We start from the raw sequence: 24,442 nt of genomic DNA, 5'->3' as shown, positions 1-24,442 counted from the left end.
GAGCGGGCGCCCGGTCGCGTCACCGGCCGGGGCCGCGGGCCACCACCGGCGGGGTCAGAGCACGCGCTCGGGCGCCGCCATGAGCGAGTCGTCGGTGCTCTCGACCACGACCCGGTCGGCCGCGAGCCGGGGCAGCACCTCGCCGGTGAAGAAGTGCGCCGCCGCCAGCTTCCCCTCGTAGAAGGACCGGTCGGCCTCGGGGACCTCGCCGGCCAGCGCGGCCAGCGCGACCTCGGCCTGGCGCACCAGGAGCCAGCCGGTGAGCAGGTCGCCGGTGGCCAGCAGCAGCCGCGTGGTGTGCTGCCCGATCCGGTAGAGCGCCGTGCGGTCCTGCTCCGCGTCGGCCAGGAAGCCGAACAGCGCGGCCACCGTGCCCTGCAGGTCGGCGAGGCCCGTGGCGAGCCGGCGCCGCTCGACCGCGAGGGCGTCCGGCCCGGTGCGCGGCGCGGCCGTCGCGCCGACCTGGCCGACCAGCCAGCCCAGGGCCACCCCGCCGTCCCGGACGATCTTGCGGAAGAAGAGGTCCTGGCCCTGGATCGCCGTCGTCCCCTCGTAGAGGGTGTCGATCTTGGAGTCGCGCACGTACTGCTCGACCGGGTGGTCCTGCAGGTAGCCGGAGCCGCCCAGGGTCTGCAGCGTCTCCGCCGTCAGCAGCTGGCTGGCCCGCTCGGAGCAGAAGCCCTTCACGACCGGCAGCAGCAGGTCGTTCACCCGCTCGGCGAGCGCCGCCGCCTCCCCGTCGTCCTCCCCCGCCGCCGACACCTGGTCGCGCAGGCTCGCGGTGTACAGGTACAGCGCGCGCATGCCCTCGGTGTAGGCCTTCTGCAGCATCAGCGAGCGGCGGACGTCGGGGTGCCGGGTGATCGTGACGCGCGGGGCGTCCTTCGTCGTCGCGGTCAGGTCGGCGCCCTGCACCCGCTCCTTGGCGTGGGCCAGCGCGACCTGGTACCCGGCCGACAGCGTGGCCACGGCCTTGGCCCCGACCACCATCCGGGCGTACTCGATGACCTTGAACATCTGCGCGATGCCGTCGTGCACCTCCCCCACCAGCCAGCCCTGCGCCGGCACGCCGGTGTCGCCGAAGCTCAGCTCGCAGGTGGTGGAGACCTTGAGGCCCATCTTCTTCTCGACGCCGGTGACGTGGACGCCGTTGCGCTCGCCCAGCTCCCCGGTGGCCAGGTCGACGTGCACCTTGGGGACGACGAACAGCGACAGCCCCTTGGTGCCCGGCCCGGCGCCCTCGGGTCGGGCCAGCACCAGGTGGACGATGTTGTCGCTGAGGTCGTGCTCGGCGCCGGTGATGAACCGCTTCACGCCGGTGAGGTGCCACGAGCCGTCGGGCTGCCGCACCGCCCTGGTGCGCCCGGCGCCCACGTCGGAGCCGGCCTCGGGCTCGGTGAGCGCCATCGTCGCGCCCCAGCCCCGCTCGATCATCAGCTCGCCGAGCCGCTGCTGGTCGGGCGTGCCCAGCGCGTGCAGCACCGTGCTCATCGTGGTCGCGGTGCCGTACATGACCAGGGCCGGGTTGGCGCCCAGCAGCATCTCGGTGGCCGCCCAGCGCAGCGTCGCCGGTGCGCCGAAGCCACCGAGGGACTCGGGCAGGTCGAGCCGGAACCACTCCCCCGCCCGCCAGGCCCGGTACGAGGCCACGAACGACGGGGGCAGCGTCACCGAGGAGGTGGCCGGGTCGAACACCGGCGGGTGGCGGTCGGCGTCGACGTAGGACGCGGCGACCGGCCCCTCGGCCAGCCGGCGCACCTCGGCGAGCACCCCGCGGGCGGTCTCGGCGTCCACCTGCGCGAACGGTCCGGTGCCGAAGCGCTCCCGGGAGTCCAGGAACTCGAACAGGTCGAACTCCAGGTCGCGGAGGTCGGCGGTGTAGTGGCTCATGTCCCCTGACCTCGTCGCTGCCTCGTCGGTCCCCCGACGCTAGCGAGCGGTGGCCGCCCGGCTCCGGGACAGATGACGTAGGCCCATCGGGAGAGTTGGTGAGTGACCCACGTCATAGGACTCTCGTGCGCCCCCGCCCCCGTCACTACGTTTCGGCCGTCGGCCAACGAGGGTCGCACCCAGCCCTGAGGAGCGCGGTCGTGAACCGTCAGCCACCGGAGCCAGCTGGGTCGGGAGGGCTCGTGATCCGGGACCTCACCGTCCGCTACGGCCGGGCCATCACCGTACTGCGGTCCGTCGACCTGGAGGTGGCGGCCGGCACGGTGGTCGCGCTGATGGGCGTCAACGGCGCCGGCAAGACCACCCTGGCCCGCGCCGTCACCGGCATGCTCCCCTTCCACTCCGGCACGGTCGTCGGCGGCGACATCACCTGGCGCGGGCGCTCGCTGCTGGGCCGCAAGCCGGGCCAGGTCGTCCGGGCCGGCGTGAGCCAGACGCTGGAGGGGCGCCGGATCTTCGCCGAGCTGACCGTCGACCAGAACCTCGCGGTCGGCGGGATGAGCCGGCGCAACGACCAGGCGCTCAAGGACAGCCGCACCCGGGTGCTCGACCTGTTCCCCAAGCTGCGGGAGCGGCTGGACCAGCGGGCCGGCTACCTCTCCGGCGGCGAGCAGCAGATGCTCGCCCTGGGGCGCGCCCTGATGCAGTCGCCGGAGCTGCTGGTCCTCGACGAGCCGTCCCTGGGCCTCGCCCCGATCATCGTCGACCAGATCCGGGAGACGATCGGGACCATCCGGGACGCCGGCACCAGCGTCCTGCTGATCGAGCAGAACGCGATGATGGCGCTGGCCGTCTCCGACCACGGCTACATCCTGTCCCACGGTGCGGTGACCAAGCACGGTCCCTCGTCGGAGCTGCTGGCCGACCCGGACATCCAGTCCTTCTACCTGGGGCTCGACGAGGCCGCGGACGAGCACGCACCGGCCGGCAACGGGGCCCCGGCGTGACCGCCGCCGGGCAGCCGCTGCTGCAGGCCGAGCACCTCCGGCTGACCTTCGGTGGCATCACCGCGATCAGCGACGTCTCCTTCGAGGTCCAGCAGGGCGAGTTCTTCGCCGTCATCGGGCCCAACGGCGCGGGCAAGACCTCGCTGCTGAACGTGCTCAACGGCGTCTACCGCCCCAGCTCGGGGTCGGTCACCTTCCAGGGCGGGTCGCTGCTGGGCCGCAAGCCGGCGCAGATCGCGGCGCTGGGCATCGCCCGCACCTTCCAGAACCTCGCGCTGTTCGAGGAGATGACCGTCCTGGACAACGTGGTGCTGGGCCGGCACCACCTGATGAAGGCCGGCCTGGTCTCCGGCGCCCTGTGGTTCGGCCGGGCCCGCCGCGAGGAGCAGGAGGCCCGCCGGGACTGCCTCCCGCTGCTGGAGCTGATGGGCCTGGACGAGATCAGCGGCGAGGTGGTCCACGACCTGCCCTACGGCGTCAAGAAGCGGATCGAGCTGGCCCGGGCGCTGGCCATGCAGCCCACGCTGCTGCTCCTCGACGAGCCGGTGGCCGGGATGAACAGCCAGGAGACCAACGAGCTGGCCCGGTGGGTGCTCGCCGCCAAGCAGGAGCTGGACCTCACCGTGGTGATGATCGAGCACGACATGGCGCTGGTGACCAAGGTCGCCGACCGGGTGCTCGTCCTCGACTTCGGCGAGGTCATCTGCTGCGACACCCCCGACGTCGCCGTCTCCGACCCCCGGGTCATCCGCGCCTACCTGGGCGGCAGCGGCGACGCCCTGGTCGACCGGGCCACGGCCGGCCTGCACACCCCCACCGCCGACGCCGGTCCCGACTCCGGAGCACGCACGTGACCGCGAACCTGCAGATCCTGATCTCGGGCATCTCGCTCGGCTGCGTGCTGGCGCTGCTGGCGCTCGGCTTCGTGGTCGTGGCGAAGTCCACCGGGGTCTTCAACCTCACCCAGGGCGGCTTCGTCGTGCTGGGCGGCTACCTCAGCTACACCGCCCACCAGACGTGGGGGCTGCCCTTCGTCCTGGCGGTGCTGCTGTCGATCGTGCTGGTGTCCGCGCTGGCGGTGCTCCTCGAGGCCACGATCGTGCACCGGATCGCGACCGCGAACCTCTTCACGCCGATCCTGGTCACCTTCGGCCTGCTGATCATCATCCCCCCGGTCGCCGCGGGGATCTGGGGGCCGGACCAGAAGAACCTCGGTGACCCGTGGGGGCTGGACGTCCTCCGGGTGGGCGACCTGACCATCACCCACCGCGACCTGGCGGTGATCATCTCGACCCTGGTCCTGCTGGCCGCCTTCGGCGCCTTCTTCCGGTTCTCCCGGCTCGGCCTGGCCATGCAGGCCACCGCCCTGGACCCGGAGGCGGCGCTGGCCCAGGGGGTCAGCGACCGCACCGTCCACCGGCTCTCCTGGGGCATCGCCGGGGCACTCGGCGCCTTCGGCGGCACGATGCTGGCCACCACGGCCGGCGCCGGCCTCGGCCCGGGCCTCGAGCAGTACGCGCTGCTCGCGATCCCGGTGATCATCCTGGGCGGCCTCGAGTCGCCGCTGGGCGCCGTCCTGGGCGGCCTGTTCGTCGGCATCGTCCAGCAGTTCGCCGTCGTCCGGGTCCCCGAGTCCTTCGGCGCCGGCTTCTACGAGGTCGTCCCCTACCTGCTCATGCTCGTGGTCATGCTCGTCCGTCCCGAGGGCCTGTTCGGGACCAAGAAGGTCAGGCGGATCTGATGGCCACCGACGTCTCCACACCGACGGGCTCGACCCTCGCGACCCCCCAGCGGACGGTGCCACCGCTGCGGCTGGTGGGCTCCCGGGCCGGCCGGATCGGCGTGCTGGTCTTCATCGTGCTGGTGATCGCGGTGCCGCTGAACATGACCAGCACGTACTGGCTGGGCATCCTCAACGCCGCCGGGGTGGCGGCGATCGCCGCGGTCGGGCTGAACGTGCTCACCGGGTACGCCGGCCAGCTCTCCCTCGGCCACGCCTTCTTCGTCGGGCTCGGGGCCTTCGTCGCCCAGTGGGTGGGCGGCATCCTCGACCTGCCGATGGTCCTCTGGCTGCCGGCAGCGGGCATCGCGGCCGGCCTGGTCGGCGCAGCGGTTGCGCCCTTCGCCCTCCGGCTGCGCGGGCCGTACCTGATGATCGTCTCGCTGGCGCTGGTCTTCATCGGCATCTACGTCGCCCGCAACCTGCGATCGATCACCGGCGGCAACGAGGGCACGATCGTCGAGGCCCGGGCCACCCTGGGGCCGATCGACTTCGAGGAGCTCACCCTCGGCACGCTGGTGTTCGCCCGCGAGCAGGGGCTGTTCATCCTCATCTGGGCGGTCCTGGGGCTGGTCCTGCTGGTCGTGGCCAACGTGATGCGCACCCGCGGCGGCCGGGCCATGCAGGCCGTCCGCGACCACGACGTCGCCGCCGAGGTGCTCGGCGTCCGGATGATGCGCACCCAGACCAACGCCTTCGTGCTGGCCTCCGCCCTGGGCGGCATCGCCGGCGGGCTGCTCGCGGTGAACCTGGAGTACATCCGCCCCGACAGCTTCAACATCGACCTGTCGGTGCAGTACCTGGCGATCATCGTGATCGGCGGGCTGGCCTCGCTGTGGGGCCCGGTGCTCGGCGCGGTGTTCGTGACGCTGGTGCCGGTGTTCGTCGACCAGTTCGCCACCAGCCTGCCGTTCATGGCCCAGGGCGGGAACGCCGGGCTCACCACGACCGACCTGAGCCTGATCCTCTACGGCGCGATGATCGTCGTCTTCCTGCTGGCCGAGCCCAAGGGGCTGGTGGCCACCCTCGGACGCATCCGTCGCGCCGTCCGACCGTCCGGCGGCACCGCCGGCCGACCTCCCCGCACCACCCACCGAGAGGACACGCAATGAGGCACCGTCCCCGGGGGCTCGGCCTGCCGATCCCCGCTCTGATCCTGAGCACCGCGCTGGCCGTGACGGCGTGCGGTGCGCAGAGCACCACCGGCGGGAGCGACGACTCCGGGTCCGGCGGCGCGCCGGCCGCCGTGCCCGGGTTCGACCCCGACGCCGGCACCATCGCGGTCGGCAACCTGGTCGCGCTCAGCGGCCCGATCTCGGCCACGGCGCGCGAGCAGCTGCTCGGCCAGCAGGCCTGGTTCGACGAGGTCAACGCCAACGGCGGCATCGCCGGTGAGTACGAGATCGAGCTGGTCACCGCGGACAACCAGTACGACGCCCAGGTGACGGTGCAGGCCTACCAGCAGATCAAGGACGAGGTCGTGATGCTCTCCGGCATCCTCGGCACGCCCTCGGTCAAGGCGCTGGTGCCGATCCTCAACCGCGACGAGGCGGTGGCGGTGCCGAGCAACCAGGCGGCCGAGCTGCGCGACGAGCCGGCCCTGCTGCCGGTCTTCCCCTCGTACCAGACGAACGTGGTCAACGCGGTCGCCTACCTCAACGAGCAGGACCCCTCGCTCAAGGACGCCGTCTACTGCGAGCTCGGCTACGACAGCGAGTGGGGCGACGCGGTCGAGGAGGGGCTGACCTTCGCCACCGAGCAGCTGGGCACCACGGTCACCTCGGTGCAGCGGTACGCCCCGCTGGACACCGCGCTGACCGCGCAGATGCAGGAGCTCAAGCAGGCCGGCTGCGAGGTCGTCGCCTTCAGCGGCGCGGTGAACAACACCCCGGCGATGGTGGCCGCGGCCACCCAGCTGGACTTCAAGCCGCAGTGGATCGCCGAGTTCATCGCCAACTCGACGGCCTTCGCCGGCACCCCGATCGCGCAGTACCTCCAGGAGAACGTCCTCTTCACCGGGCCCGGCGCCGACCTCAGCGACGAGTCCATCGAGGGGATCCGGATCCTCAAGGAGTCGCTGGGCGACACCGACCTGACCCTGCAGCACGTCTACGGCTACATCCAGGCCGTCGCCGTCACCACGCTGCTCGAGCAGGCCGTCGAGGACGGCGACCTCTCCGGCCCGGGGCTGCGCCAGGCCCTGACCGAGATGGACAAGATCGACTTCCAGGGGCTCAACGGCGACCTGACCCTCGGCCAGCCCGAGGACCGGGTGCTCCCCCAGTCGACGACCATCTACTCCTACGACCCCGCGACGCCCTACGGGCTCAGCGCGGTCGCCGTGCAGTACCAGGCCGAGGAGACCGACCCGCTGTTCTGACCTCGACCGACCGGACCCGCCCGCTCCTCCCGGACCACCAGGGGGAGCGGGCGTCCGTCGTCCGGGGCCGGTCCCGGCGCCGCAGCCGGGGCGACCGCGACGATTGACCTACGGGCGGCGACCGATCCGGTGCCGCAGGTGCCGTCATGCCACCGTCCCGGGCCCGGGTGGTCCAGGTCACCATGGAGGTCAGGCGGACGACGCCGGGCTGCCGCCGACCGTCCGCCGCGGCGGGAACTCGCCCGACCAGTGCAGAGGGAGACACCACGTGAAGCGCGCGCTGACCGTCCGGGACGGAGCCACGCGGGAGTCGCTGAAGCGGGCGATCAACGACCTCGGGTTCGAGGTCATCCCGTTCAAGAAGACCGAGCAGGCCGTGCTGGACAACGTCCCCAAGGACGTCCGGCTGACCGTGACCGCCTCCCCCGCCAAGGGGCAGGACGCGACCATCGACCTGACGATCGCCCTGGCCGGCCACGGGTACTCGGTCGCCCCGCACCTGTCCGCCCAGCAGGTCCGCGACCGGGCCCACCTGACCGACGTCGTCGCCCGCTGCCGCGAGGCCGGCATCACCGACGTGTTCGTCGTGGGCGGCGACCCGACCGACGAGCCCACCGGCTTCAAGAACGCCCACGAGCTGCTGGTGGCGCTGCACGAGCTGGACCACGGGTTCACCGACATCGGCATCGGCGGCCACCCCGAGGGCCACCCGAGCGCGCCGGCCGAGCTGCTGTTCCAGGCGCTCAAGGACAAGGCGCCGCTGGCCAACCACATCAAGACTCAGATCGTGTTCGACCCGAAGGTCATCCTGACCTGGGCCCGCGAGCTGAAGAACCGTGGCATCGACCTGCCGATCCACGTGGGCGTGCCCGGCGCGGTCCACCGGCAGAAGCTGATGCGGGTCTCCGGTGGCCTCGGGATCGGCGAGTCGGCGAAGTTCCTCAAGAAGCAGCAGAACCTGCTCTGGAGGTTCTTCATCCCCGGCGGGTACAGCCCTGACAAGATCATCAAGGGGCTGGCCCCGCACATCGGCAAGCCGGACAACCACCTCGAGGGCTTCCACGTCTTCACCTTCAACGACCTGGCACCCACCGAGGCCTGGCGCCAGCAGATGCTGAGGGACCTTGCCTGACCCCCGTACCGCCGGGCACCACGCCCGGCCCGCCCGACCGAGGAGGACCCGGTGACCGCACGGGTGATCGACGGCACGGCCGTCGCACGACGGGTACGGGAGGACGTCGCCCGAGGCGTCGAGAAGCTGCTGGCCGAGGGCGGGACCGCTCCGGGGCTGGCCACGGTGCTCATCGGCGAGGACCCCGCGTCGGAGGTCTACGTCCGGAACAAGCGCCGGCTCTGCGTCGCCGCGGGCATGGCCGACCACCACCGCCACCTGCCCGGTGACGTCGACCAGGCGACCGTGGCCGCGCTCCTCGACGAGCTGGCCGCCGACCCCGCGGTGTCCGGCATCCTGCTGCAGCTGCCGACGCCGGAGCACCTGGACTCCGAGGCGCTGATCGCCCGGATCCCGGCGGAGAAGGACGTCGACGGGCTGACCACGGCGAACGCCGGGCTGCTCGCCCAGGGCCGGCCCGGGCTGCGGCCGTGCACGCCGGCCGGCGTGATGACCCTGCTCGAGGAGTACGACGTCGCGCTGTCCGGCGCCGAGGCGGTCGTGGTCGGCCGCTCGGTGCTGGTCGGCAAGCCGATGGCGCAGCTGCTGCTCGCCCAGAACGCGACGGTGACCATCGCCCACTCGCGCACCCGCGACCTGGCCGAGGTCTGCCGCCGGGCCGACGTCCTGGTCGTCGCGGCGGGCATCCCCGGGCTGGTCGGCGCCGACGCGGTCAAGCCCGGCGCGACCGTCATCGACGTCGGCATCCACCGCGGCGAGGACGGCCTGCACGGGGACGTCGAGTACGACGCCGTCGCCGAGGTGGCCGGTGCGATCACGCCGGTGCCCGGCGGGGTCGGCCCGATGACGATCGCCATGCTGCTGGCCAACACCCTGACCGCGGCCACGGTCCAGCAGGGCCGCGCCAGCTGATGACCGGGCCGTGGGCGCGCTTCGACGACCTGCGCACGGGTCGGTCGTTGCGCTGCCCGCCGCCGTCGCGGGTGCTCACCGCCACCACGCCCGACGAGGTCGCGGGGGTGCTGCAGCAGGTCTCCGACGCGACCGAGGCCGGCAGCTGGGCCTTCGGCTACGTGGCCTACGAGGCGGCCGCCGGCCTGGACCCGCTGCTGCCGGGCGGCTCGACGACGGCCGGGGAGCTGCCGCTCGTGTGGTTCGGGCTGTGCGGGGAGCCCCAGGAGGTGGCGCCACCGACGCCGCCGGCCGAGGCGGGTGCGCCGGCCGGGCCGTGGCTGCCGGACTGGAGCGACGACGAGCACGCCCGTGCGGTCGAGACCGTCCGCGAGCACATCGCCGCCGGTGAGACCTACCAGTGCAACCTCACCGACCGGCTGCGCACCACCGCCGCCGGCGACCCCGAGCAGCTCTATGCCCGGCTGGCCCTCGCCCAGCGCGGCGCCCACAACGTCTACCTCGACCTCGGCCGGCACGTCATCGCCAGCGCCAGCCCGGAGCTGTTCTTCGACTGGGCCGGCGACGTGGTGCGCACCCGGCCGATGAAGGGCACCGCCCCGCGCGGCCGCACCACCGCCGAGGACCGGGAGCAGAGCAGCCGGCTGCGCGCCAGCAGCAAGGAGCAGGCCGAGAACCTGATGATCGTCGACCTGCTGCGCAACGACCTCGGCCGGGTCGCCGAGGTCGGCAGCGTGGTGGTCGACGAGCTGTTCACGCTCGAGCGCTACCCGACCGTCTGGCAGCTGACCTCGCAGGTGAGCGCCCGCACCCGGCCGGGCACCGGGCTGCTCGACCTGTTCCGCGCGCTCTTCCCGTGCGGGTCGGTCACCGGCGCACCCAAGCGCCGCACCATGCAGCTGATCGACGACCTGGAGCCGACACCGCGGGGGGTGTACTGCGGCGCCGTCGGCCTGGTCGCTCCCCCGTCGGCGCCGTTCCGGGCCAGGTTCAACGTCGCCATCCGCACCGCCGTCGTCGACCGCAGCACCGGCGAGGGCGTCTACGGCGCGGGCGGTGGCATCACCTGGGGGTCGGTGGCCGCGGCGGAGCGGGCCGAGCTGCGCGCCAAGACGGCGGTGCTGGGCCACGACGTGACCGAGCACCGGCTGCTGGAGACGCTGGCCTTCCTGCCCGGCGAGGGGCTGCGCACGGTCGAGGGCCACCTCGACCGGATGGCCGACTCGGCCGGCTGGGCCGGCTTCCGGTTCGACCGCGGCGCCGTGCTGGCGTTGCTGGAGCAGGCCGTCGCCGGCCGCGCGGAGCCGGCCCGGGTCCGCGTCCTGCTGTCCCGGTCGGGGCAGGTCGAGGTGGAGCTGCAGGCCCTGCCGCCGGCCGGGCCGCTGCCGGTGCGGCTGGCGCTGGACGACGACCCGGTGGACGCCGCCAGCCCGTGGCTGCAGCACAAGTCCACCCGCCGTGACGTCTACCTGACCCGGGCGCTGCGGCACCCCGAGGCCGACGACGTCGTGCTGGTCAACCAGCACGGCGAGCTGACCGAGACCACCACGGCCAACCTCGCGCTGCGGATCGGCGGCACCTGGTGGACGCCGCCCACCTCCTCCGGCTGCCTGCCCGGGGTCGAGCGCGTCCGCCTGCTGGGGCTGGGCCGGCTGCACGAGCGCGTCCTGCACGTCGGCGACCTCCGCGACGCCGAGGAGGTCGCGGTGCTCAACTCGCTGCGCGGCTGGCGCCCGGCGGTGCTGCTGCCCGGCACGACCGCACCCGGGCTCGCCGTCGAGAGCGCGCCGGGAGCCGCCTCGTGACCGGCCCGCCGGACGGCCGCGACGAGCTCGACTCCCAGTCGCTCGGTGACTTCCTCGGCCAGCTGGCCGCCCGGATGGCCGCGCCGGGCGCCGGCGCGACCGCCGCCGTGGAGGCCGCCCTGTCGGCGTCGCTCGTCGCGATGGTCGGCCGGTTCAGCACCGACGAGGAGCACGCCGAGCTGGTGGGCGAGGTGGTGACGGCGGCCGACGCGCAGCGCGACCGGTGCCTCACCGCCGCGGCCGACGACGAGGCGGCGTTCTCGGCCGTCGCCGCGGCGATGAAGCTGCCGCACGGCACCGCGGCCGAGCAGGAGACCCGGCGCGCCCGGCTGTCCGAGGCGCAGCTCGCAGCGACCCGGCCACCGCTGGCCGTCCTCGGCTCGGCCGCCGAGCTGGTGGCGCTGGCGGCGCGGGTGCTGCCGGTCGCGAACCCGAACCTGGTCAGCGACGTCGCCGCGGCCACCGCCGCCGCCCGGGCCGCCGCCACGACCGCCCGGCTGTCCGTGGAGGCGAACCTCGGCGGGATCGACGACGAGGCGGCGGTGGCCGAGCTCCGGTCGGCCGTCGCCGGCGTCGAGGACCTCATCCGGCAGGCCGACGAGATCGAGGTCGCGGTGCGCGAGCAGATGTCCCGGTGACCGGGCTCCCGTCCCTCCGCCCGGTCGAGGCCGTCGAGCGCGACCTGCTCCGGCGCTGGCCGGAGAGCCGGCTGGAGCCCTCGCTGGACCGCATCCGGGCCCTCACCGACGCGCTCGGCCGGCCGCAGGACGCCGTCCCGGTGGTGCACCTGACCGGGACGAACGGCAAGACGACCACCGCGCGCGTCGTCGACGACCTGCTGCGCGCCTCCGGCCTGCGGGTGGGGCGCTGCACCAGCCCGCACCTGGAGACCGTGCGCGAGCGCATCGTCGTCGACGGTGCCCCGCTGGACGAGGAGCGGTTCGCCGCCGCGCACGAGGCGCTGCAGCCCGCGCTCGAGCAGGTGGAGGCCCGGCACGGCGTGCTCTCGTTCTTCGAGGTGGTCACCGCCATGGCCTTCCAGGCGTTCGCCGCCGCCGACCTGGACGCCGTCGTCCTCGAGGTCGGCATGGGCGGCACCTGGGACGCGACCAACGTGGCCGACGGGCGGGTCGCCGTCGTCACCCCCGTCTCGCTGGACCACACCGAGTACCTCGGCCCCGACGTGGCGGCGATCGCCCGGGAGAAGGCGGGCATCGTGAAGCCCGGCTCGGTGGCGGTCCTCGCCGACCAGCCGGCCGCGGCGCGGGCGGTGCTGCTCGACCGGGCCCGGCAGGTGGGCGCCACGGTGGTCGACGCGGGGCTCGCGGCGACGGTGCTGCGCCGCACCCCGCGCGACGACGGCCAGCTGCTCGACCTGCAGGGGGCCGGGCGCGAGCACCGCGACCTGCACCTGCCGCTGCTCGGCCTGCACCAGGCCGGCAACGCGGCGACCGCGGTCGCCGCCGCGGGGTCGTTCCTGGCCGGCGCGGGCCGCGAGCTGGCGACGCCGACCGTCCGGGAGGTGCTGGCCCGGGTGCAGTCCCCCGGCCGGCTGGAGACGGTACGGGCCGCACCCCGGGTGTGGGTCGACGCCTCGCACAACCCGGCCGGGATGGCCGCCACCGTCGCCGCCGTCCGCGAGCTGCCCTCGGTGCAGCGCCTCGTCGTCGTGCTGGCCGTGCTGGAGGGCAAGGACGTCGACGGCATGCTGCCCGCCCTGCGCGGCACCGCCGCCACGGTGCTGGTCACCGAGAACTCCTCGCCGCGGCGGATGCCCGCCGCTGCCCTCGCCGACCGCGCCGCCGGCGTGCTGGGCGGTGACCGGGTGACCGTCGAGGCGGACCTCCCGCGCGCGCTGCGCGCGGCGCTGGACCTGGCCGGCGACCCGGGCACCGCCGTCCTGGTCACCGGCAGCGTGGTCACCGCCGGTGAGGCCGGCGCGCTGCTGCGGGCGGGCGCCGCGTGATCGCCCGCCCCGGCCGGTGCGTGGTGATGGGCGTCCTCAACGTCACGCCGGACTCCTTCTCCGACGGCGGCCGCCACGGCACCGTGGCGGCGGCGGTCGCGCACGGGCTGGCGATGGTGGCCGCAGGTGCCGACTACGTCGACGTCGGCGGGGAGTCGACCCGGCCCGGCGCCGACCGGGTGGCGGCCGAGCAGGAGCTGCGGCGGGTGCTGCCCGTGGTGGCCGAGCTGGCCCGCTGCGGCGTCGCGGTCAGCATCGACACCACCCGCTCGGCGGTCGCCGCCGCCGCCGTGGCCGCCGGCGCGGTGCTGGTCAACGACGTCAGCGGCGGTCTCGCCGACCCCGCCATGGGCCCGGTCGTCGCCGAGGCCGGCGTGCCCTGGGTGCTCATGCACCGCCGGGGGGAGAGCCGCGACATGTACGCGCAGGCCCGCTACGACGACGTGGTCGCCGACGTCCGGCGGGAGCTGTGCCGGCGGGTCGACGCGGCGATGGCGGCGGGCGTGGCGGCCGAGCGGCTCGTCGTCGACCCGGGGCTGGGGTTCGCCAAGCACCCCGAGCACGACCTCGCCCTGCTGGCCGGCCTGGACCGGATCACCGACCTCGGCTTCCCGGTGCTGGTCGGCGCCTCGCGGAAGCGGTTCCTCGGCGCGGTGCTGGCCGCGGCGGACGGGCGGCCGCGGCCTCCGGACCAGCGGGACAGCGCCACCGTCGCCACCTCGGTGCTCGCCGCCGCCGCGGGGGCGTGGGGCGTGCGCGTGCACGACGTCGCCGGCAGCGCCGACGCGGTCCGCGTCCTGGCCGCGGTCGGCTCCGGCGCGCTGCTGCCGGCCTGACCTCAGCGCTGGGTGGGCACCAGGTCCACCCAGCCGGCGGACGGCGTCACCACCGCGGTCACCGGCTGGTCGTGCACCTCCCGCGGGAGCTCGTCGAGCCGCTCGTCGTCGAACACCACGGTGACCAGCACGGCGTCGGGGCGGGCGTGCACCAGCGCCCGGTCGTAGTAGCCCCCACCGCGGCCCAGCCGGAAGCCGAGCCCGTCGACCGCGAGCGCGGGCACGACGACGGCGTCCGCCGCGCCGATCGCCTCGGGCCCGAGCCGCGGGCCGACCGGCTGGAGCAGCCCGAAGCGGCCGGTCTCCAGCTCACCGGTGTCGACGGCCCAGTCCATCAGCCGGCCCGTGGGCAGCACGACCGGGAGCAGCACCCGGGCGCCGAGCTGGGCGTAGCCGCGCGGCAGGAGGCCGGCGCCGGGCTCGTCGGGCTCGGGGACGAAGGCGGCCAGCGTGCCGACACCGTCCAGCCCGCGGAGCAGGGCAGCCACGATCGCCTCCGCGGCGGCGGCGCGCTCCTCGGCCGGGCGGGCCAGCCGGCGGGCGAGGAGGTCCGCGCGCAGCGCGTCCTTGGCGACGGCGGACTCGACGGGATGGCTCACCACGGCAGCCTAGGTGGGCGGGCGCGCCGTTGGCAGGATGGCGGCAGGCCACTGGCCCCCGACCCCGGAGGTACCGACCATCGTCCCCACCCTGCGCCCCGCGGCCGCCGCCGCGGTGCTGGTGCTGCTCACCGGGCTCGCCGGGTGCGGCGCGTCCCCGGGCGGCGAGCCCGGCGCACCGGGCCGGCCGGTCGACCAGCTCGTCGCCGACGCCGCGCTGGCCGCCTGCGTGGCCACCGCCGCCGGCCTGCCCGACGCGGCCGCCGCCGTCACCGACGCCGCGCTCGACGGGGTCACCGAGCTGCACTGCGACGGCCAGGGCTCCGCCCTCGGTCCGGTCCGCTCGCTGGCGGGCATCGAGCGGCTGACCGCGCTGACCAGCCTGGACGCGCCGCGGAACGAGATCGCCGACCTGACGCCGCTGGCCTCGCTCCCCCGGCTGGGCACGCTGACGCTGACCAGCAACGCGATCACCGACCTGTCCCCGCTGGCCGGCCTGGAGCTGTTCGACCTCGGGCTGTCGCAGAACCCGATCACCGACCTGACGCCGCTGGCCGGCACGACCACCCTCGGCGCCCTCGGGGTGGCCGGCGCGGCGCTCACCGACATCGCGCCGCTGGCCGGCGCCGACGCGCTGCGCGAGCTGGACGTCTCCGGCAACGCGATCAGCGACGTCTCGCCGCTGGCCGGGCTGCCCACGCTGGACACCCTGCGGCTGGCCGGCAACCGCGTCGTCGACCCGACGCCGCTGGGCACCATCCCGACGCTGCTGGTCCTCGACGTCTTCGGCAACCAGATCGCCGACGTCCGCGGGCTGGCGGCGGCACCGCTGCTGCAGGAGCTCCAGCTGGGCGCCAACCCGCTGACCGACCTCACGCCCCTGGTGGCGGTGCGGTCGCTGGTGAACCTCGGGCTGGACGAGACCGACGCCTCGCGGCTGACCGGGATCGAGGAGCTGCGCGCCGCCGGCGTGAGCGTCAACGGCCTGGCCTGAGCCCCGCTGACGGGCGGGGGACCTGCCCGGTCCCCCGCCCCGGCGCAGGTCAGCCGTTGTACGGCGGCAGCACGTCGAGCACCCAGGTCACGCCGAAGCGGTCGGTGACCATGCCGTACAGCGGGGCGTAGCCGGCCGGCGCCAGCTCGGCCCGCACGGTGCCGCCGACGGCCAGCGCCTGCCAGTACCGGGTGACCTCGTCGGTGTCCGTGCCGCGCACCGAGACGTAGACGGCGTCGGTGCCGGCGTCGTACGGGCGCGCGGGCGGCACGTCGAAGGCCATGACCGCGAACCCGTTCGGTGCCTGCACCCCGCCCCACTTCAGCTGCTCGGCCACCGCGCCGTCGGCGGTGTCCCGCTCGTCGCCGCCCTGGGCGAAGGTGAAGGCCATGACCTCCCCGCCGAACACGGACGCGTAGAAGTCCAGCGCCGCACGCGCCTGGCCGCGGAAGTTCAGGTGGGTGGTGGTGGTGATGCTCATGCCGGGCTCCTCGGTGTCGTGCCGCCGGCGGTCCTCGCCGGCGGTCCGGCTTCACCCTCACAGGGGAAGCGGACAGGTCCGGTCCTCTACTGCGGGCATCATCAGACCCGTGACCGGGACCTCCGCACGGCTGCTCGCCCTGCTGTCGCTGCTGCAGGCACGCCGCGACTGGCCGGGCGGCGTGCTGGCCGAGCGCCTCGGGGTCACGCCGCGCACCGTGCGGCGGGACGTCGACCGGCTGCGGGAGCTCGGGTACCCGGTGCAGGCGGTCAAGGGGCCGGACGGCGGGTACCGGCTGGCCGCGGGCGCCGAGCTGCCGCCGCTGCTGTTCGACGACGAGCAGGCGGTCGCCCTCGCCGTCGCCCTGCAGGCCGCAGCGGCCGGCGGCGCCGGGATCGGCGAGGCGGCGGCCCGCGCCCTGGTCACCGTGCGCCAGGTGCTGCCGGCCCGGCTGCGGCACCGCGTCGACGCCGTCCAGGTCACCCCGCTGCCGACCCGCCCCGGCGGCGAGGACGTCGACCCCGCGGTGCTGGTCGCGATCACCGCCGCGGTCCGCGCCCGGGAGGTGCTGCGCTTCGACCACGCGACCGGTGCCGGCGCCGTCCCCGGCGAGCTCCCGCCGCCCCGCCGGGTCGAGCCGCACGCCACGGTCACCCGCGGCGGCCGCTGGTACCTCGTCGCCTGGGACCTCGACCGCGCCGACTGGCGGACCTTCCGGGCCGACCGGATCACCCCCCGCACGCCCACCGGCCCGCGCTTCACGCCGCGCGAGCTGCCCGGCGGCGACCTCGCGGCGTTCGTCTCCGCCCGCTTCAAGGGATCGACCGGCGCCGACGCGTGGCCCTGCCGGGGTGTGGTCGAGCTCGACCTCCCGGCCGCCGACGTCGCCCCGTTCGCCCTCGACGGGGTGGTGGAGGCGCTCGGCCCGGACCGCTGCCGGCTCACCCTGGGCGCCTGGTCCTGGACCGGGCTGGCCGCCACGCTGGGCCGCTTCGACACCGCCGTCCACGTCGTCGACCCGCCGCAGCTGCGGGACGCCTTCGCCACCCTCGCCCGCCGGTTCGCCGACGCGGCGGCCGGTTGACCGCCGGTCGGCGTGCTCCGGCGCGGCCGCCCGGCGCAGCCTGTCACCTGCGGCGACGCACGGGTCACGCCAGGCGCACGGTCAACATGTGACGAAGCGGTCCGGCCCGCCTCGTCTGCCGTGGTCCTCGCGGTGTCGTGACCTCGCCGTTACCGTCGGTACCAGCACGGAAGCGCACCGTCCCTGGCGAACGAGCCGGGCCCGCGCCCCGCCCACCGCCTTCGAGAGGAACCTCCCGTGACCACGCCCCAGCGCACCGCAGCCCCCGCCCTCGCCCGTCCCGCCGTCCCGACCCAGCGCCCCTACGCCCGGCCCGCCGTCCCGGCCGGCCAGCGCCCGCTGGGCATGCGCCCGGCGGCTCCCCAGCCGATGGCCCCCCGCCCGGTCATGGAGCGGCCCACGCCGCGCCCCGCGGTCGCCTTCCTCACCGTGGTCGAGGTCGCCGCGATCATGCGCGTCTCCAAGATGACGGTGTACCGCCTCGTGCACGGCGGCGAGCTGGCCGCCGTCCGCGTCGGCCGGTCCTTCCGGGTCCCGGAGTCGGCCGTCCGCCAGTACCTGGCCGGCGCGCGCACCGACGTCGCCTGACCCGTCCCAGGACGGCGGCCCCTCCACGGCAGGGAAGAGGTCGCCGAAGCCCGACCGCTCCTCCAGGCCGCCGACGGAGTCGAGCGCGGCGTGCTGCGCTCCGGCGCCGAGGTGCGGCCCGGCCATCCGCCGCAGCAGAGCGCGCCGTGCGTCCCGCCTCCCCGGACCGAGTGCCGCGAGCCGCTGACGCCGCCGGGGGCCGCCGCGTGCGCGAGGATCAGCGGGATGCCCGCAGCAGACGCCGTCCCCGCGACCCGCGGCCGCACCCTGGCCGACCGGTACCGGCGGTTCGGCGAGGGCGACACCGGTAGGTCGCCGCTGCGGGCCCGCGTCGCCCTCGCCGTGAGCGGGTCCGCCGAGGCGCTGCGCGCGCTGGGGACGGCGCCCGCCCGCGCCCGGGGCCCCGAGCCGGTCCTCGCCGCGCTGCACGCGCTGGCCCTCGCCGGGCACGCGCCGGAGCTCGCCGCGGCCTGCGCCGCGGAGGACGCCGACGCCGCAGCCGTCGCCGCCATCGGCACGCTCACCCGGCAGACCGGTCAGGTGGTGGCCGTCGCCGCCCGCCGGCCGGTGCGGTCGTTCGAGTCGCAGCGCTGCGCGGTGCTGCACCCGGCCGTCGCCGAGGCGGCCCACCGGGCGGGCGCGGACGCGGTGGGGCTGGTCGGCGTCGGCTCGCCGGCCGGGCTCGAGCTGCACCTGGACCGCGTCGGCACCGGCTACCGCACCGGCTCCGGCACCGCGCAGCTGCTGGGCGACCCGTCGTCACCGGTGCAGCTGTCGGCGACGGTCGTGGGCGACCACCCTGTACCGGACCGTTCCCTGCCCGCGGTCGTGGCGCGGGTCGGTGTCGGCCGCGACCCGCTCGACGTCACCGACCCGGACGACGTCCGGTGGCTGCGCGGCTGCCTGGGGCCGGGCCGCCCGGAGGAGGCAGCGCGCCTGGACGCGGAGATCGCGCTGGCGGTGGCCGCTCCCCCGCAGCTGGTGCGCGGCGACGTCGTCGACCTGCTGCACGAGGCCCTCGCCCGGGTGCCCGCCGACGCCCTGCCGGTGGTGCTCACGACCTGGTCGCTCTCCCGCCTGCCGCCCCCTGCCCGGCTCCGGTTCCGGCACCGCCTGGAGGAGGCGGCGGCCGGACGGCCGCTGGCGTGGGTGTCGGTCGAGGGCGTCGGGGTCGCGCCGGGGGTGCCCACGCTCGGCGACCGGCCGGCCTCCGGGCACAGCACGATCGGCGTGGCGGTGTCCGCCGGGTCGGCGCTGCGCGTCGCGGCGGTCGGCCGCTGCTGGTCACGCGGCCGGCTGCTCTCCTGGCTCGCCGACTCCGGGCGAGCCGGCCCGCCGCTGGACCACCGCGAGGGCGACCGCGGGCACCATGGTGAGGGCGGCGATGCCGGTGCCGACCAGGACCGGGCCGCCGGCCCCCAGCTCGGAGCCGAGCGCGTGCCCGGCCAGCCACGAGCCCGCCGCCGTGCCCAGGTTGTAGGCGGAGACCGACATCGCCACGCCCAGGGTGGGTGCCACGCCCGCGAACCGGACGGCCAGCGCGGAGAGCACCGGGTTGGCGCTGAGCCCCAGCAGGCCGAGCAGGACCACGAGCAGCACGGTGGGCAGGGCCTGGGCGGAGAACAGCCAGACCGCCGCCAGCACGACCGTGGTCAGGACCGGCACGACGACCGTCGTCGTGTGCGGCCGGACGTCGCCGAGCCGGCCACCCCAGATCGTGCCGACCAGGGACCCGACGCCGAAGCCGACCAGGACGAGCGGGACGAGGCCGACCGCGATGCCGGCCCGGTCGGTGAGCAGCGGGGAGACGTAGGAGTACGCCGACAGCACGCCGCCGGTCGTGGTCGCGCAGGCGGCCAGCACCAGCCACAGCCGGCCGGAGCGCATCGCGCCCAGCTCCTGCCGCAGCGGCACCGGCTGCTGGTCGCCGTCCTCGGGCGGGACGTGCCGGGCGATGAGCGGCACGGCGGCCACCGCCAGCGCGGCCAGTGCCCAGAACGGCCCGCGCCAGCCCGACAGCTGACCGGCGAACGCGCCGAGCGGCACCCCGACGACGTTGGCGAGCATGCCCCCGGCGCCGACCAGCCCCAGGGCGCGGGCGCTCGCCGCCGGGCCGGCGGCGCGGGTCGCGACCACGGACGCCACCGACCAGAAGGCACCGGTGGCGAAGGCGGTGACGAACCGCGCCCCCAGCAGCAGCGGGAGGCTGCTGCCGAGCGCGACGACGACGTGCCCGACGGCGAAGACCGCCAGGGCGAGCACCAGCGTCACCCGCCGGGGCACCCGCCGGGTGAGCAGCGCCATCGCCGGTGAGCCGACGATCATGCCCACCGCGAACACGGTGATCAGCAGCCCGGCCTGGGCCACGCCGACCCGCAGGTCGCCGGCTATCTCGGGCAGCAGCCCGGCGACGACGAACTCGGTGGTGAGCATGAGGAACGTGCCGACCGCGAGCACGTACACCACGAACGGCAGGCGGGCCGCCTGCGCCCGGCCCGGCTGCGGTGCCCCGGCGCGGACGTCGGGCGGGGCGAGGCGGCCCGCGGTCACCGGAGGGTGGCCGCGTCGATGACGAAGCGGTAGCGGACGTCGGAGGCGAGCACCCGCTCGTAGGCCTCGTTGACCCGGTCGGCGGAGATCACCTCGACCTCGGCGCCCAGCCCGTGCTCGGCGCAGAAGTCGAGCATCTCCTGGGTCGCGGCGATGCCGCCGATCATCGAGCCCGCGTAGGACCGGCGGCCGCTGATCAGCGACATGGCGTTGAGGCTGAGCGGCTCGGCCGGGGCGCCGACGTTCACCAGGGTGCCGTCCACCGCGAGCAGGGACAGGTACGCGTCGACGTCGATGGTGGCGCTGACCGTGTTGACGACCAGGTCGAACCGGCCGGCGAGCTCGGTGAAGGTCTCCGGGTCGCTGGTGGCGAAGTAGGCGTCGGCACCCAGCCGCAGACCGTCCTCCTGCTTCTTCAGCGACTGCGACAGCACGGTCACCTCGGCGCCCATGGCGTGCGCGAGCTTGACCGCCATGTGGCCGAGCCCGCCGAGGCCGACGACCGCGACCCGCCGGCCCGGACCGGCGCCCCAGCGGCGCAGCGGCGACCACGTGGTGATGCCGGCGCAGAGCAGCGGCGCGGCGGCCGCCGGGTCGAGGCCCTCGGGCACCCGGAGCGCGAACCCGGCGTCCACCACCACGTGGGTGGAGTAGCCGCCCTGGGTCGTCGTGCCGTCGCGGTCGGTCGCGGCGTAGGTGCCGACCATGCCGTTCAGGCAGTACTGCTCGTCGCCGTTGCGGCAGTTGGCGCACTCGCCGCAGGAGTTCACCATGCAGCCGACGCCGACCCGGTCGCCGACCTGGTGCCGGGTGACCTCGGAGCCGACCTCGGCGACGACGCCGACGATCTCGTGGCCGGGCACGACCGGGAAGGGCTGCGGCCCCCAGTCGCCGTTGACGGTGTGGATGTCGGAGTGGCAGATGCCGGCGTACTCGATCTCGATCAGGACGTCGGTGGGGCCGACGTCCCGCCGCTCGATGGTGGTCGGGGCCAGCGGCTGGCCGGCGGCGGGGGCGGCGTAGGCGTTCACCTGCACGGTGGTGCTCCTCTTCGTGGTCTCTCGGTGGGGCTGGGCACCACGGAACGCCTCGCGGACCACGCGTGGGAGGGCGGGTCTGTGGGGGGTGGAAGCTCGACCTCCCTCCGGCGGATGGCCGACGTAGCGTCGAGGGCGTGGACAACCGCTCCGACATCCGCGACTTCCTCACCACCCGTCGCGCGCGGATCAGCCCCGAGCAGGCCGGGCTGCTGCCCGGGGGCGGACGTCGGCGGGTGCCCGGGCTGCGGCGGGAGGAGGTCGCCGTCCTCGCCGGGGTCAGCACCGACTGGTACACCCGGTTGGAGAAGGGCCACATCACCGGCGTCTCCGAGGACGTGCTCGAGGCGGTCGCCCGGGCGCTGCAGCTGGACGAGGCCGAGCGCACCTACCTGTTCGACCTGGCCCGCGCGGCCGCCCGGCCCCGGGGTCCGCAGCGGCGCAGCAGCAGCGGCAGCGCGCCGATCGAGCCGCGGGTGCAGTGGATGCTGGACTCGATGACCGGGTCGGCTGCCTTCGTCGCCGACGGCCGGCTGGACATCGTCGCCACCAACAGCCTGGGCTGGGCGCTGCACGCCCCGCTGTTCGACAACCCGCGCGGGACGGCGAACTTCGCCCGGTTCCAGTTCCTCGACCCGCGGGCGCGGGACTTCTACCCGGACTGGGCGGGCGCGGCCAGCGTCACCGTCGCCCTGCTCCGCACCGAGGCCGGCCGACGCCCGCACGACGCCCAGCTGCGCGAGCTGGTGGGCGAGCTCTCCACGGTCAGCGAGGAGTTCCGCGTCCGCTGGGCCGCCCACGACGTGCGCATCCACCACAACGGCGCCAAGCAGTTCCAGCACCCCGTCGTCGGGTCGCTGGACCTCACCTACCGCACCCTGGACCTCTCCGGCGACGACGCGTCGGTCCGCCGGCTGACCATCTACACGGCCGAACCCGGATCGCCGTCCGAGGACGCCCTGAAGCTGCTGGCCAGCTGGGCCGCGACCGCCGACGTGCAGGCCCCGCGTCCCGCCCCGGGCGCCCGCACCGACTGACCCCGGCCGGCCCGGTCAGGTCGCCGGGTCCAGCCGCCGGATGTTCGTCCACCCGGTGAAGCCGCGCTCCTCCAGGAGCTGGAGCAGGCGTGGCGCGCACGGGAAGAACGCCAGGAACAGCGCGTCGAGCAGCGCGATCACGTCGTCGCCGACCGGCTCGGGGTGCTCGACCCCCGCGGACTGGGCGGCGGCGGCCTCGAGGAAGGCGACCACCCGGTCGGCGAGCGCCGGCAGCCGCGGGTCGTCGGCCGTGCAGTCGGCGAGCTCCCCGACGTCCAGGTACAGCCGGCGCAGGTCCTCGTCCTCCAGCTGCGCGTGCTTGACCGCCATCATCGCCGGCACCTGGTCGGGCATCTGCGCGGCCATCAGGATCCAGCTGTCCCGCTCGATCTCGACCAGCCGCTCGGGGAAGCCGAGCTCGCGCATCCGGTCGACGTAGGCCGCCGCCGGCGGCGGCAGCGCCAGGCTGTCGCCGGCCACCAGCCGGGCGATCCGCGCCCGGTGCCGCTGGCGGTCGCGGATCTCGGCCCGCAGCCGGCGGTCGACGTCCTCGACCGCCGCCGCGAACTCCTCCTCGTCGGCCGCCAGCAGCTCCTGCACCCGGGACAGCGGGACGCCGGCCTCGGCCAGCGTGCGGATCCGGATCAGCTCCACGACGGCCGCGGCGTCGTAGCGCCGGTAGCCGGAGCGGTCGCGCTCGGGCTCGGGCAGCAGCCCCGTGGCGTGGTAGTGCCGGACCGCGCGCACGGTCACGCCGGCGTACGACGCGAGCTGGCTGATGGTGAGCATCGAGCTGGGTCCCCTCTCCTCGGTCAGCTGATCTTCCGCCGGTAGGTGCGCATCGCGAGCGCGTAGGCCACCACCAGCAGGCCGAGGCACCAGGCCAGGGCCGTCCAGCCGTCGTCGCCGACCGGCTGCTCGGCGAAGAGGCTGCGGAGCGTGGCGACGATCGACGTCACGGGCTGGTGCTCGGCGAACCAGCGCACCGGTCCCGGCATGCCGGCGGTCGGTACGAACGCGGAGCTGATGAAGGGCAGGAAGACCAGCGGGTAGGAGAAGCCGCTCACCCCGTCCAGCGAGGTGGCGGTCAGCCCGGGGACGACGGCCAGCCAGGTCAGCGCCAGGGTGAACAGCGCCAGCACCCCCAGCACCGCGAGCCAGGCGAGCGGGCCGGCACCGGAGCGGAAGCCCATCGCGACGGCGACGAGGACGACGAGCACGAGCGAGACCAGGTTCGCCACCAACGAGGTCAGCACGTGCCCCCAGAGCACCGCCGACCGGGCGATCGGCATCGACTGGAACCGCTCGAAGAGCCCGCCCGAGACGTCGGTGAACAGCCGGAAGGCGGTGTACGCGATCCCCGAGGCGACGGTGACCAGCAGGATCCCGGGCAGCAGGTAGTCGACGTACCGGCCGCCGCCGACGTCGATGGCGCTGCCGAAGACGTAGACGAACAGCAGCAGCATGGCGATCGGGGTGACGGCGGTCGTGATGATCGTGTCCGGGCTGCGCAGCACGTGGCGCAGCGACCGCTTGGTCAGGGTGACGGTGTCGCGGACGACGGTGCTGGTCATCGGTCGGTCTCCTGCTCGGTGGGGGTGCCGTGGCCGACGATCGCGAGGAAGACGTCCTCCAGGCTGGGCTGCTTCTCGACGTACTCGACGCGCGCCGGCGGGAGGAGCTTTCGGAGCTCGGCCAGCGTGCCGTCGGCGATGACCCGTCCTCCGTGCAGGACCGAGATCCGGTCGGCCAGCTGCTCGGCCTCGTCGAGGTACTGGGTGGTGAGCAGCACCGTGGTGCCCCGGCCGGCGAGCTCCCGGACCGTCGTCCAGACCTCGATCCGCGACTGCGGGTCCAGCCCGGTCGTCGGCTCGTCGAGGAAGAGCACCGGCGGGTCGCCGATCAGGCTCATCGCGATGTCCAGGCGACGGCGCATCCCGCCGGAGTACGTCGCCGCCGGGCGCCCGGCGGCCGCGGTGAGGTCGAACCGGTCGAGCAGGTCGTCGGCGACCCGGCGGGGCCGCGCGAGGTGCCGCAGCTCGGCGATGAGCTCGAGGTTCTCCCGCCCGGTCAGCACCTCGTCGACAGCGGCGAACTGCCCGGTGAGGCTGATCGACGCGCGCACCTGCGCGGCCCGGGTGGCGACGTCGTGCCCGTGGACGGCGGCGGTCCCGCCGTCGGCCCGGAGCAGCGTGGCCAGGATCTTCACCACGGTGGTCTTGCCCGCGCCGTTGGAGCCCAGCAGGGCGTGCACGGTGCCCGGGGCGACGGTGAGGTCGACCCCCCGGAGCACCGCGTGGTCGCCGTAGGACTTGGTCAGCCCGGCGATCTCGATGGCTGGTGTCGGTGTCATGGCGACAGCGT

The 24,442-nt window shown here is 75.1% G+C and carries 23 protein-coding genes and 1 pseudogene; 16 read left to right on the top strand and 8 right to left on the bottom strand.

What is annotated here, in order from left to right; all coding sequences use genetic code 11:
• Window positions 1-54: 54 nt before the first annotated feature.
• Window positions 55-1,890 (bottom strand): acyl-CoA dehydrogenase, encoded by a 1,836-nt coding sequence (locus tag FHX36_RS02750; RefSeq protein ID WP_183513472.1) that lies wholly within the window; start codon window positions 1,888-1,890, stop codon window positions 55-57.
• Window positions 1,891-2,132: 242 nt separating this feature from the next.
• Between FHX36_RS02750 and FHX36_RS02745 the strand changes: the two genes are divergently transcribed.
• The 11 genes from FHX36_RS02745 (at window position 2,133) to folP (ending at window position 13,708) form a co-directional block, all read left to right on the top strand.
• Window positions 2,133-2,897, top strand: a complete 765-nt coding sequence (locus tag FHX36_RS02745) for an ABC transporter ATP-binding protein (RefSeq protein WP_220035962.1) — start codon at window positions 2,133-2,135, stop codon at window positions 2,895-2,897.
• Complete coding sequence (locus FHX36_RS02740; protein WP_110552529.1) at window positions 2,894-3,751, top strand: ABC transporter ATP-binding protein; 858 nt, start codon at window positions 2,894-2,896, stop codon at window positions 3,749-3,751. Before FHX36_RS02745 ends, FHX36_RS02740 begins: the two co-directional genes overlap by 4 nt.
• Window positions 3,748-4,638 carry a branched-chain amino acid ABC transporter permease gene (locus FHX36_RS02735; RefSeq protein ID WP_181428782.1) on the top strand — a complete coding sequence of 297 codons (891 nt, stop codon included), beginning with the start codon at window positions 3,748-3,750 and terminating at the stop codon, window positions 4,636-4,638. The genes FHX36_RS02740 and FHX36_RS02735 overlap by 4 nt, the downstream gene beginning before the upstream one ends.
• Window positions 4,638-5,789 (top strand): branched-chain amino acid ABC transporter permease, encoded by a 1,152-nt coding sequence (locus FHX36_RS02730; RefSeq protein ID WP_110552531.1) that lies wholly within the window; start codon window positions 4,638-4,640, stop codon window positions 5,787-5,789. Before FHX36_RS02735 ends, FHX36_RS02730 begins: the two co-directional genes overlap by 1 nt.
• Complete coding sequence (locus FHX36_RS02725) at window positions 5,786-7,057, top strand: ABC transporter substrate-binding protein (RefSeq protein WP_110552532.1); 1,272 nt, start codon at window positions 5,786-5,788, stop codon at window positions 7,055-7,057. Before FHX36_RS02730 ends, FHX36_RS02725 begins: the two co-directional genes overlap by 4 nt.
• Window positions 7,058-7,325: 268 nt before the next feature.
• On the top strand, window positions 7,326-8,189 hold the full coding sequence (locus FHX36_RS02720; protein WP_110552533.1) for a methylenetetrahydrofolate reductase: 864 nt from the start codon (window positions 7,326-7,328) through the stop codon (window positions 8,187-8,189).
• A gap of 51 nt (window positions 8,190-8,240) precedes the next feature.
• Window positions 8,241-9,101 carry a bifunctional methylenetetrahydrofolate dehydrogenase/methenyltetrahydrofolate cyclohydrolase FolD gene (gene folD, locus FHX36_RS02715; protein ID WP_110552534.1) on the top strand — a complete coding sequence of 287 codons (861 nt, stop codon included), beginning with the start codon at window positions 8,241-8,243 and terminating at the stop codon, window positions 9,099-9,101.
• Complete coding sequence (gene pabB / locus FHX36_RS02710; RefSeq protein WP_110552535.1) at window positions 9,101-10,906, top strand: aminodeoxychorismate synthase component I; 1,806 nt, start codon at window positions 9,101-9,103, stop codon at window positions 10,904-10,906. Before folD ends, pabB begins: the two co-directional genes overlap by 1 nt.
• Complete coding sequence (locus FHX36_RS02705; protein ID WP_110552536.1) at window positions 10,903-11,544, top strand: cyclodeaminase/cyclohydrolase family protein; 642 nt, start codon at window positions 10,903-10,905, stop codon at window positions 11,542-11,544. Before pabB ends, FHX36_RS02705 begins: the two co-directional genes overlap by 4 nt.
• Window positions 11,541-12,872: a glutamate ligase domain-containing protein gene (locus FHX36_RS02700; RefSeq protein ID WP_183513471.1), complete on the top strand. Its 1,332-nt coding sequence runs from the start codon at window positions 11,541-11,543 to the stop codon at window positions 12,870-12,872. Before FHX36_RS02705 ends, FHX36_RS02700 begins: the two co-directional genes overlap by 4 nt.
• Window positions 12,869-13,708: a dihydropteroate synthase gene (folP, locus tag FHX36_RS02695; protein WP_343056557.1), complete on the top strand. Its 840-nt coding sequence runs from the start codon at window positions 12,869-12,871 to the stop codon at window positions 13,706-13,708. The genes FHX36_RS02700 and folP overlap by 4 nt, the downstream gene beginning before the upstream one ends.
• Window positions 13,709-13,710: 2 nt before the next feature.
• Here the strand turns inward: folP and FHX36_RS02690 are convergent, their stop codons facing one another.
• Window positions 13,711-14,307: a 5-formyltetrahydrofolate cyclo-ligase gene (locus tag FHX36_RS02690; RefSeq protein ID WP_183513470.1), complete on the bottom strand. Its 597-nt coding sequence runs from the start codon at window positions 14,305-14,307 to the stop codon at window positions 13,711-13,713.
• 37 nt (window positions 14,308-14,344) lie between these two features.
• Between FHX36_RS02690 and FHX36_RS02685 the strand changes: the two genes are divergently transcribed.
• The gene (locus tag FHX36_RS02685) at window positions 14,345-15,301 is read left to right on the top strand and encodes a leucine-rich repeat domain-containing protein (protein WP_183513469.1); all 957 of its coding nucleotides are present in this window, start codon (window positions 14,345-14,347) and stop codon (window positions 15,299-15,301) included.
• Window positions 15,302-15,350: 49 nt separating this feature from the next.
• Here the strand turns inward: FHX36_RS02685 and FHX36_RS02680 are convergent, their stop codons facing one another.
• A complete protein-coding gene (locus FHX36_RS02680; RefSeq protein ID WP_110554212.1) occupies window positions 15,351-15,782 on the bottom strand; it encodes a VOC family protein in 432 nt (143 codons plus the stop codon).
• A gap of 109 nt (window positions 15,783-15,891) precedes the next feature.
• On the opposite strand from FHX36_RS02680, the gene FHX36_RS02675 reads away from it, so the two are divergent.
• From FHX36_RS02675 to FHX36_RS02665, 3 genes and pseudogenes are all read left to right on the top strand, one after another.
• Window positions 15,892-16,866 carry a helix-turn-helix transcriptional regulator gene (locus FHX36_RS02675; protein ID WP_110554213.1) on the top strand — a complete coding sequence of 325 codons (975 nt, stop codon included), beginning with the start codon at window positions 15,892-15,894 and terminating at the stop codon, window positions 16,864-16,866.
• A gap of 237 nt (window positions 16,867-17,103) precedes the next feature.
• Entirely contained in the window at window positions 17,104-17,454 is a 351-nt protein-coding gene (locus tag FHX36_RS24105; protein ID WP_258373055.1) for a helix-turn-helix domain-containing protein, read from the top strand.
• 225 nt (window positions 17,455-17,679) lie between these two features.
• Window positions 17,680-18,702 (top strand): annotated as a pseudogene (locus FHX36_RS02665) (DUF2332 domain-containing protein); the annotation flags it as partial.
• A 36-nt stretch (window positions 18,703-18,738) separates the two neighbouring features.
• Here the strand turns inward: FHX36_RS02665 and FHX36_RS02660 are convergent.
• Complete coding sequence (locus FHX36_RS02660; RefSeq protein ID WP_258372643.1) at window positions 18,739-20,004, bottom strand: MFS transporter; 1,266 nt, start codon at window positions 20,002-20,004, stop codon at window positions 18,739-18,741.
• Window positions 20,001-21,041: an NAD(P)-dependent alcohol dehydrogenase gene (locus FHX36_RS02655; RefSeq protein ID WP_110551593.1), complete on the bottom strand. Its 1,041-nt coding sequence runs from the start codon at window positions 21,039-21,041 to the stop codon at window positions 20,001-20,003. The genes FHX36_RS02660 and FHX36_RS02655 overlap by 4 nt, the downstream gene beginning before the upstream one ends.
• A gap of 137 nt (window positions 21,042-21,178) precedes the next feature.
• Here FHX36_RS02655 and FHX36_RS02650 point away from each other — a divergent pair, with 137 nt between their 5' ends.
• Entirely contained in the window at window positions 21,179-22,078 is a 900-nt protein-coding gene (locus tag FHX36_RS02650; RefSeq protein WP_110551592.1) for a helix-turn-helix transcriptional regulator, read from the top strand.
• Between the two features lie 15 nt (window positions 22,079-22,093).
• Here the strand turns inward: FHX36_RS02650 and FHX36_RS02645 are convergent, their stop codons facing one another.
• Genes FHX36_RS02645 through FHX36_RS02635 form a run of 3 tightly spaced genes read right to left on the bottom strand, consistent with a single transcriptional unit; the run spans window position 22,094 to window position 24,431 of the window.
• The gene (locus FHX36_RS02645; RefSeq protein ID WP_110551591.1) at window positions 22,094-22,867 is read right to left on the bottom strand and encodes a MerR family transcriptional regulator; all 774 of its coding nucleotides are present in this window, start codon (window positions 22,865-22,867) and stop codon (window positions 22,094-22,096) included.
• Window positions 22,868-22,890: 23 nt separating this feature from the next.
• Complete coding sequence (locus tag FHX36_RS02640; RefSeq protein WP_110551590.1) at window positions 22,891-23,652, bottom strand: ABC transporter permease; 762 nt, start codon at window positions 23,650-23,652, stop codon at window positions 22,891-22,893.
• Entirely contained in the window at window positions 23,649-24,431 is a 783-nt protein-coding gene (locus tag FHX36_RS02635; RefSeq protein ID WP_110551589.1) for an ABC transporter ATP-binding protein, read from the bottom strand. Before FHX36_RS02635 ends, FHX36_RS02640 begins: the two co-directional genes overlap by 4 nt.
• Between the last annotated feature and the right edge of the window lie 11 nt (window positions 24,432-24,442).

Origin of the sequence: Modestobacter versicolor, assembly GCF_014195485.1 — a bacterium.
Lineage (GTDB): Bacteria > Actinomycetota > Actinomycetes > Mycobacteriales > Geodermatophilaceae > Modestobacter > Modestobacter versicolor.
Note: the sequence above shows the minus strand (reverse complement) of the source record. Positions and strands in the feature narration are given on the sequence as shown.